5 protein-coding genes and 1 tRNA gene are annotated in these 10,454 nt (G+C 34.3%); 2 read left to right on the top strand and 4 right to left on the bottom strand.

The window, feature by feature from the left end; genetic code table 11:
- On the top strand, nt 1-287 hold a 287-nt coding region (locus BLP46_RS13405), incomplete at its 5' end, for a transposase (RefSeq protein WP_318259616.1).
- A 200-nt stretch (nt 288-487) separates the two neighbouring features.
- Here BLP46_RS13405 and BLP46_RS12015 read toward each other — a convergent pair.
- The 3 genes from BLP46_RS12015 to BLP46_RS12005 form a co-directional block, all read right to left on the bottom strand.
- The gene (locus BLP46_RS12015; protein WP_092979237.1) at nt 488-1,132 is read right to left on the bottom strand and encodes an SdpI family protein; all 645 of its coding nucleotides are present in this window, start codon (nt 1,130-1,132) and stop codon (nt 488-490) included.
- Between the two features lie 2 nt (nt 1,133-1,134).
- Nucleotides 1,135-1,398, bottom strand: coding sequence for an autorepressor SdpR family transcription factor (locus BLP46_RS12010; RefSeq protein WP_092979235.1), 264 nt, complete (start codon nt 1,396-1,398; stop codon nt 1,135-1,137).
- A gap of 161 nt (nt 1,399-1,559) precedes the next feature.
- Nucleotides 1,560-1,635 (bottom strand) — tRNA-Thr (locus BLP46_RS12005).
- A 163-nt stretch (nt 1,636-1,798) separates the two neighbouring features.
- On the opposite strand from BLP46_RS12005, the gene BLP46_RS12000 reads away from it, so the two are divergent.
- Entirely contained in the window at nt 1,799-2,413 is a 615-nt protein-coding gene (locus tag BLP46_RS12000; protein ID WP_092979233.1) for a hypothetical protein, read from the top strand.
- 79 nt (nt 2,414-2,492) lie between these two features.
- Here BLP46_RS12000 and BLP46_RS11995 read toward each other — a convergent pair whose 3' ends face one another.
- Nucleotides 2,493-10,454: a fibronectin type III domain-containing protein gene (locus BLP46_RS11995; protein ID WP_318259615.1), complete on the bottom strand. Its 7,962-nt coding sequence runs from the start codon at nt 10,452-10,454 to the stop codon at nt 2,493-2,495.

Raw genomic sequence — 10,454 nt, 5'->3', positions numbered from 1 at the left:
ACAGAGATTCGGCTAAATTTGCTATGTCTGATTGGATTAACTCCGCACTTGACAGTGATATTCCTCAACTTCAAAAGTGTGCTAATACTATGATGAATTGGCTGACAGGTATTCTTAATTCATTTTCTTCCACTATCACAAATGGTTTTACTGAAGGTTGTAACAACAAAATTAAAGTTCTTAAACGCAATGCTTACGGTTACAGAAATTTCAACCGTTTTCGTAATCGTATTTTACATATATTTTCTCTTCAATCTGTCAATTGTCAAAAACAAGCGACCACTTGACGCCATCGCTTATCTTTAATTTTTCATTCATTTTCATTTTTCGGTTTACCCCAACTATTGACAAAGAGCCAAAAAAAGCATCCGTTTGCACATCTTCTAAGACCTAACGATGTGCAGACGAATGCTTTTGCATTTTCTACCCGGTGGCAGTTTACCTGTAATATAACATATAACGAGAACAAAGTCAAATTAAATTAATTTTAATCATACTTTTTGTAAAACACATAAGACATAATTGAAGACAAAACAGCCCATAGAGTAATTAAAACTATTGTGACTATTATGCCAATTTCAAACGAAAAAACAAGACCAGAAATAACGAGAATTATACCGCATATAACCCCGGAATAACCACCAAAGCGCTGAGACTTTTGCCATGTTTTTTCATTAGCAATACTCCAACTGGTGCGAATTCCAAATAAAGAATTTAACCTTGCTTTGGGCATTAAGTTGCACAACACCGTAAAGAAGATTCCTATTGCAATAATAATAACCTTACCAATATCCGTTCCATATTCTATATTTGAGTTTAATGCCATAACAGAAAAAAGCACATACAATGCGATAAACATTAAAACTAAAACAATGCCTACATTAAGTGATAATTTCTCAGATGACTTATCACTCTTTGATTTAAAATGCTTAGCAAAAAGCATAGGCACTATGCCGGAAATCAATACAAATATTGGAAGCATAATCATTTCATACTTGCTGCCATATCGGTCAATTTCACCTAATACATTATAATGCATAGGTATAGAATCAGGCGAAATAATCATAAATATGATTGTATAAATCAATGTCAGAAACATAAGCGCACTAATAACATAATATTTTGATTTCATAATTATTCTCCTTTTAGGTCAGAAATCCACAATAACACTTCTTCGAGAACCGAAGTGTTAAGCTCATAAATTATAAATTTTCCGTCTTTCCTATCTCGTATTAAATCAGCATTTTTTAATATTGACAAATGTTTTGATATTGCTGCATTTGATATTTTAAAATGCTTTGATATATCACCTGCTGTCATTTCGGTCTTTTTTAGCATCTGAATGATTTCCCGACGTGTTTCATCTGAAAGTGCTTTCATTGTTTCTTGTAAACCCAAATAAATCACCTCCATATATCATTTAACCATTTGGTTAAATGATAGCTATATTATATACAAATTTATATTCTTTGTCAATGATTAATGAGATTTTGAAAATTATTTCATAAACAAAAAATCCGCATTAAAAGCCAAAACAACTTATAATGCGGATTTTAATTTGGAGCTGAAGATGGGACTTGAACCCACGACCTACTGATTACGAATCAGTTGCGCTACCAACTGCGCCACTTCAGCAAATATTAAATCAAAACTTAAATTTATTATACAGCATTTATTAAAATTTTTCAATACTTAAATTAAAATATTATTTCAGCAGAATTGGTTATTTGTAACAGACTTATATTTATAAGAATATTATGAAACTGAACATAATAATCCATACCGTGAGGAGAAATATATGGCTGCTAACTATAATAATTTTAAACAGAATCAAACACAAAAAACTATATTGAGCAATAATCCCACTTCTAACGGAATATTAGAAGATGAATACTTTCAACAATTGGACGCCGACAGAATTTACGGAATAGATAACAATAATGATCTTCAGGATTATCAATATAATATGATTCGGAGAGAACAGGTAAGCACACCCGAATCTAAGACTGTTGAAGATAATATGGATTTTATTGAAACAATGAACATAAATGAGCAAAGTGATGAGAACTCACAAGGTCAAAATGGAAATTTAGACCCAAGAATCCAAAACAATTACGTACAAACGATTGATAACGGATTAATGAACAGCCTTGGCGTTGGAACTAAATTTAGTGAACTTGCAAATTCTGTTCAGGTATCTCCGTCAGAGCTTAACTACCTTAATGGTTTTATTAAAACTCAGATTGGAAGAAAGGTAACAGTAGATTTTTTGTTGGGTACAAATACTATGATTTCAAAAACAGGCTTTCTTGTCGGCGTGGCATCAGATTTTATCGTATTAAACGAGGAAAACACTAATGACATTACCACCTGTGATTTTAATAATATAAAATTTATTAGGTTTTATTATTAAAATTGCAAAGTATAGACTTATTATAAAGGATAAGGCTGTCGCAAATTAAATGATTTGCAACAGCCTTTATTATTGATTGTTATCTTGACCTTTGACCGCAATATCCTATGTTTTTATCTGCAAAATCACATAGATATGAGCGTATCTTTGTAGCATCGCAAATATCAATAGTACCGTCTTTATCAACATCTGCTGCTATCAAAGCCTTATCAGATAGGTCTGAAACATCTGCAAGATATTTTTGCAATAATGTTACATCCTTTATCGTAATGACGCCATCAAGGTCTATATCACCGATAAGTACATCGCCATCTAAATTATTGAAAGAATAATCATAAAGCTTAAGTGTAAATATATTATTACAGGTGTTATAATCATCTACACCTCCAACGACACGGAACGTTACTATTCCGTTTTTATCAGCGTATTTGTCAATATCATCAATATTAATTGTGACATATTTATTGGCTCTAACCGGTAAAAATTTCTGGGTATATGCTGCATTACCGTTTTCGTCCAGTATTTCCAACTGTCCGCCTGACTTAATATCATTGCTGCCGGTAATGCTTACTTCAGCACCGTTTTTACCATTGGTTACAAGTTGCTCGGCTGTTATCGAAACATCACATTTATCAAGATCAAATATTTTAGATGTTTTGTTTCCGCTCTCATCCTCAATATCAAGATTAAGTGAATTTTCAACTGATTGTTCAGTTGCAATAAATGAAATATCAATTGCTTTAGTTTCTCCCGGGTTAACTGTTTCTTCTACATTTTTTATAAGAATTACGTTACCGTCAGAATCCTTTACATTAATCTTAAAATCTTTGGAAGCAGTATCTCCTGCGTTTGTAACCTGTGCTTTTGCAGAAACAGTTTGACCTATAATAGCTGATGAATAATCAATATCCACGCTGCTAACCAAAAGGCTGGCACCGGATTTAATCTTCTGATAGTTTAGACTGCTTTCTCTTGTAATACCACTGTCGTCTATTGTTGCCTTTGTATCAAGATATGCAACAGAAAGGTTATCATCTACATAAATAACTGATGGTGATTCTATGTAATTATCAGAAGTTACCAGCTTAACTGCAGAACTGAATTTTCCTGTTTCGTTGTCACGATACATCACATAAACTGAAGTTTTATTATCGGAGTCAGTATCAGAATAAACTATTGCATTATTTCCTGATTTGCTCTCAAGGAGCTCAAAACTATTGGCACATCCGTTTGAAACATTTTCTGCAAGTATAACAGCATCTTTTTCAAGGCTTTCTAATGACATTATACTGCTATTTTTGCTCCAAAGAAGTACATTTTTACCATTGAATTTTGCAAATTCAGCCCTTGAACAATTTGAATTGCTGTCAATGTTTTTTGCACTTCCATCAATCAAAGAAATGAACTTAACTGCTCTGTCATCAGTTGTCGATAAATCGCCGTCACTGTCTATAACAATTGCTGCACCCGAAGTATTACCGATATTTCCTGCATCAAGTGATATTAATGTTCCGATGTTATCAGCTAAGCACTTAGCTTTACTCCAATCACCATCAGAATATACACTGTACCAAATTGAATTGTTACCCTTAATGGCAAAAGCGTTATTTTCACTATTATTAGCCCATACTACCGCAGGTTTACCATTCATCTCTGTCAGCTGAACATTGTTATCGTAAGTATCATTTTCAGTAAGTCTTACGGGTTTGGTAAAACTATTACTGTTGTCATTAAATGATGCAACATATACTTCTCGATTTGAGGCAGCTTCGTTGATTGAAGATGGATTTTGTGAATACTCTTTATTACTCTTGACGTAACCTAAATAAACATTTTCATTTATTTCTTTAAGTTCAAAGCTATCAGTAAATTGATTTGAGGAGTCAATTGCAACCGGAGCACTCCAATGATTTGAGTTGTCATCTAATACTGAATAATAGAGTTTTGAGTTATTTGCTGCAACTGAAGTATCAGCACTGCCAAGATATGCCATTATAGTTTTACCGTTTGAATGAATAATCTGTGGCTTTGCGTCCGAATTAACTTTTTGCAGTAAAGTCTGAGAACCACTGTTCCATGATTGATTTATAAGAGTTTCATCAACATCACCGTATGTATAGTTTTTAGCATCGTATTCAGCACCTACATAGTAAGGAGACTTATTAGCGTTATTTTTTTCAGAACGGTTATAAATGTCATGACTGTTGCTAATAAGTTCCTGTTCATATTTTGCTCCGACAACGCTAAAGTAGAATCCGGCATTTCCCGATAGTGTAGCTTTGTCAAGTCCAAATGGTTCATCATTGCTATTATTAAAATTAAGTGCTAAAGAACCTTTTCCATAAAAGCCCGAATGCAATATTTGTACACCAAAACCTGCGCTTAGACCAAGTTCTAATTCAGTATCTATACCAAAAGTAGGTAAAGACACAATTGCTGTATTTGGATCAACATTGATTAACACAGAACCAGTAGCCGTGAGTTTAAACGATGCACCTATCACAACAGGAATTTCAGCCACAAACATCTGTGTTTCAGTCTCTGCTTCAACACCAATCATAAGGTAAATTCCACCGCCGGTGAAAACAACATCACCGAATTCATTAATACCAAGTTTGAAGTAGCCAGATATAGAAAGTTTAGGTTCAATACTCATAGAAGTTTCAACAAGTTTTGTTGATTTAAATTTTTCTAATTTATCACTGATTTTATCTGATATAGACTTAGAAAATGCTTCAGATTTTTTTGCAAGAATATTCTCTATCTCTAAATTAATTCCGGCAAACAATTCACCTTCAACGACTTTTACAGACAGTGATGGTTTTAAAGAAATCTTTTTCTCTTCTGAGTCATCCGAATCGTCGGAGTCAATATAATCCGAAACATCTCCGTAATCAAGATTAAATTTTTTGCCACCAATAATCGGAACATCATCAGGAACTGTAAAGGCTATTGAACTAAAACCTTCTATGTTAAAATTATCATCAAACTTAGGAAATTTAGAACTGTCGACAACCCTTGCATTAAGGGTTGTCTCAGTCGTAAATATACTACCGTTAGACTGAACAGCCTTAGCTTTTACCGTAATCTTGCTGCCTTCCTTAAAGCTTGAACGTGGAATTGTTCTTTCATATATGTTGTCATATTCCTGATTATTGATTGAATTTAACAATGTATCATTTTGGTACAAATCGACTGAAGATATATTGTCACCAAAAACGTGTATATAGAATACATAGTCACTCTCATTGTGGTTATCAATTGCTGCCGTCTTTTGAAGAAGGTCATCACCATTTGTTATAACAGATGATATAACGCATATTTCTGATTCATCATAAAGCGTTATTGTATCCTGAGAGGCTATACAGTATTTCTCATAATACTTCTCCTCATAAACAAAGTAACCACTTTTGGTTACACTGAAATATATAGGATTATCATCAGGAATTGGAACTACAACCTGTCCATTTCCATCACTTGTATATTTTATTGTGCCAAGCTGAACAGTTGCCCCTTTGATTGGATTTGAATCTTTATCAACCACATTAATTGTATATTCCTCCTCATTGGAAGTGGAATAGTCGTTGGTAAATTCAGTAAAGTACTTGGTTGGATGAGTTTCAATGATAACATTACAGCCCGATTTTGTAAATTCCTCGACTAAATAGCCGACAAAATAGTACTTATCATATTCAGGTTTCATATTACTAAGTGCGCCTTTATAGTGGTAACGCACGCTTTCGCCGCTTTTCAGCATACTAATCTGACGATACATCGGACTTGAAATTCCATCAACGCTGATAAATTCCTGTGCAAATCCAATATTTGATGGTCTTTTAAAGTCGTAACATGTATAATTACCGCTATTCTTTATTAAAACATTATAATAGATAGGACTGCCTTTGGTTTCCTCTTCAGCTTCTATTACAACATCCATTTTGCTTGCGTCTTCAACCTTTATTTTATCCTCAGACACAAAAGTAGTTTTAATAGGTTTATCAAAATATGAAATAGTTCCGCTATAATCGGCTGAAATTTCGTATTCTCCTGCCTTATCTCCTCTTAGTACCCAATTAACTGTCTCTTGTGTGCCACCTTGTATTTCTTTAATAAATACTTTTTCATTAGATTCTGACATATTAGTTGAAACTAAAGAAAGACCGTCAGGTATATTCAACTTTACAGTATTATTATATAAAGTAAAATCATCGCTTGCATGATTGATAACATGAAGTGAAACATTGAAGAAATCTTTGAGATAAGAAAAGTCTACAGGAATATCAATATATGCTAATGCAGGTACAGTTTCTTCACTGTTACTCTCACCGGTTTTTATATCCCATAAACCGCCTCCGCCTATAACAAAAGGAATAAGCTTTCTTGTACAACCGCCTGACTTTACATAAATTGGGTTAGATTTTACAACGCCATTTTTATTTACATATACAACAGAATCTTTTGGCTTACCGTCATAGTATAGTCTAACATTAAGCTTTACTACATGTCTATTCTCAGCAGCATTAATATCAATACCGGCCGCCTTAATTTCTTCAAAAGTCATCTTATGAATTTCAAATTCACCGGTAACAATAGGCTCATTTATAAGGACAAGCGTGACTGTAGTATCTTCACCTGTTACAGCGACTGTTTGCTTTACAGGTAAATAATCCTTGTTTTTGAAAGAGGATACAATATGGGTACCCACTGACAAATTAAAGCTTACATTACCCTTTGAATCTGTCGCAGAACTTTGCTCTCCGGATTCACCAAGATCTACATAAACCGGAGTATTTGGCAATACTTTTCCACTATCATCTTTTACAACCACATTAAGCTTGCCTACAATTTCACGGGAAGTAACTGTGATTGATTTTGTAGCAGTATAAGTATTTCCGTCATCATCAGTTGTCATAACTTTAAGCGAATAATTACCCCTAACAATATAAGTATGAAGTACCTGTCCATCTGTAACTGTCTTAATTGTACCGTCACCAAAATCAAACGTATAGCTTACAATATTTCCGTCATCAGTTGAAGCCGATGCATCAAACATATATTCACTGCCGCATACTACTGTTGACTGACAATTAATTACAGTTGTCGGCTTTATTACACCGTTTATCTTTGTTACTTCTGTTTCAGCACTGTCTGTATTTTCAGCGGAATCGTGAGATTCAACCTTATATTGTACTGTTTTATCAGTAACCTCTAATTCATCGTCTGTATACGAATAATTACTTTTTCCGCTTTCAGCCATTACTGAATCACAGAGTACATAAGAAGAATCTACAGCCCTTTTTCTGTAAACATAGAAATATGAGGCATCGTCATCATCTGTCGCCCAATTCAAGGTAAATATGCTATCGTCTGTCTGCGAAAGTGAAAGGTTTATTATCTGTGGTGCGTCTTTATCAATTATGTATGTAAGTAATTTTTCATCAGCCTTGTTACCCGATGAATCGCTTGCACTAATTCTTAATGTAACTTTTGTTCCTGTGGTAAGTTTATCAAGCGGCAAGCTAACAGTTGTTGAACAACTGTTCTTAGTGTTATCGGTAATTTCTTTAAGTGTAGTATAAAAACTTAAAGGAGCATCCGTTTTATATTCTACCTTTAAATTCTGCAATCTTACATTATCTGTTGCAGCTATTGAGAATAGATTATTATTATTGCCTATTTTTATGTTTTGAGTTGGAGACACATCAAGAATAACCGGCTTGGTTGTATCATCGGAAACTCTGCACTCAACGACATTTGATTTATTTCCGTAGTTGCCGGCAAGATCAACACCTTCAACAGTATAATAGTATGTTGAACTGAATTCAACGTTAGTGTCATAAAAATTGACAGTATTCAATCTATCTTTTATAAGTGTGTAATTACCGTCTTTTTCTGTACTTCTATATACTCTGTAATAACTAAAGCTGCTATCATTCTCGAATGCATTCCATGAAACACATACAAATGAACTTCCGCCCTCAGTTAGTCCCGATTCTGCACTTACACCTGTTGGAGCCGCAGGGGCAGTTCTGTCTACAATATATTCATATTGAGTGTAATCGCTCTCCTGTGTTTTGTTGCCATAACTGTCAGATACAATTCCACGAATATAAAGAGAACCTTCTTTATATTCTGAAAGCGAAAGATTGTACTTAAAAGTATAGTTTGACGAATTAGTATCTGCATTAAGCACAGCTATTTTATTCCATTTATTATTGTCAGTTGAAACTTGAATTTCAAGAGTCTTAACAATATAGTCATCTGTACAGGTAAAACTTAAAGGAATTGAATCCTTATAATAACCCGGAGATGGAGAAAAACTTGTAACTTTTGGAGCGATAGTATCCTTCTCTGTTTTAACAGTAATCTCATCGGAGGCAATGCCGCGATTACCATGTAAATCATATCCGATTACTCTGTATGTATATGTAGTTTCTGGAGTAAGTCTGCTAAGATTAACGCCAAGTTTTGTATTAGATCTTGCTGCCGTGCTCCATGTGCCATCCGAATTTTTGGATTCAACAATGAAGTATGATATATCCTCGTCACTTACGTCGCTCCAAGAAAGCGTTGCAGTAGCGCCGGAAACATTAACACATTGTACATTTTGAACCTTTTCAGGTCCAATGTTATCGCACATATACTTTCGTTTTGTTGAGTATGTATAATTACCCGCAGCGTCGTATATTTTTGCAACAATATATACAACATCAGACGGCATAACGGTTGTATCTACATTTTCCGAGAATGTGCTGCCATTATGAGAAATCAGCATATTCCAACTTTCATAAGGAGCCTCCGGGTCAAGAGAATAATAAAGTTCTGTCTTTGAAACACCGACATTATCTGTTGCATTTACGGTAAATCTTGTTTTTCCGTAAATATACGTTCCGTTTGCAGGCGACATTTTTACAAATACCGGACTTACTGTATCATCAATTAAGACTGCTGATAATATATCATATTTAAGACTTTCCTGACCAAATTGGTCTACACCTACAATATAGTAATAGTATTTTAAACCCTTTGCTACCTTTTTGTCGGAATATGTAAGAGTATCTCTGTTGCGTATTTCTGAAATCAGAGAGTATCCTGAATCCTTTTGTGTGCTTCTGTATATTCTGTATATGTTTGTATCATATTCAGCTGAAATCTGCCAAGCCAATGATATGGTAGTCTCCAGCGGAGTAATCGTAACCTCGTCAATCGGAGCAGGATGTGTTCGGTCAACATTTACACTTGTTTCGGCAAACGATTGTCCGCCGTCCTTGTCTGTGAATACAAATCTAAGTGTATAGTCGCCTGTTCTTACATCCGCAAGATTCCAATATCCTATATAATTATTTCCCTTGGCGTCAGTTTGAGCTGTGCAGGCGTCATACCATTGTTCTCCGTCAGCACTGTAAACAAATTTTCCGACAGCCTCATCTCTTGAAAGATTATCGTTCATTTCAGCTGTAAGCTTTATGCTCTTTAAGCCGCCGATTTTATTGTTGCCATTTGGCAACATGATTGAATTAACTTTTGAACAAGCAGGAATCACTTTAATGCTTCTTGGTTCCGATACTACTCCGTCAGTATCTACCGCACAAACTGCGTATGTGTATTCCCTGCCTGACTCAAGCTTGGTATCTGTGTATGAAGTATCATTTGTTTCATCATATTTAACGCCGTCTTTGTTGATAATATAATGATCAATATTTTCATAACCATTAGGCTTTTTCCATGTAAAAGTCACGCTGTTATTTGAAAGCTTATTTATGCCCAAATCTACAACAAAATAATTCTCTGAAATCAATTTAATTGTAACATTTGAAAGGTTTTTCAAATAATTATGAGTATAAGAATCCTCATGGCAATAAGTGGTTAAATCAGAAAAACCTGTGAACGCATTATTGCCGATTGAAGTAATTCCCTTGCCGAATATAGCCTGTGTAAGTGACCGGCAATTATAAAAAGCATAATCCCCTATAGTTTCAACAGAATCTGAAATGGTCAACGATTTTAAATTACGGTTATCGTAAAAAGCCCCATAATTTAT

Origin of the sequence: Ruminococcus sp. YE282 (genome assembly GCA_900101355.1) — a bacterium.
Lineage (GTDB): Bacteria > Bacillota > Clostridia > Oscillospirales > Acutalibacteraceae > Ruminococcoides > Ruminococcoides bromii_A.
The sequence above is the reverse complement of the archived record's forward strand: the minus strand, read 5'-3'. Positions and strand labels throughout refer to the sequence as shown.

Bases quoted from the DNA above. Each gene is read 5' to 3' on its own strand.
- BLP46_RS12000 (WP_092979233.1), top strand. From the start codon at position 1,799: ATGGCTGCTAACTATAATAATTTTAAACAGAATCAAACACAAAAAACT.
- BLP46_RS12015 (WP_092979237.1), bottom strand. From the start codon at position 1,132: ATGAAATCAAAATATTATGTTATTAGTGCGCTTATGTTTCTGACATTG.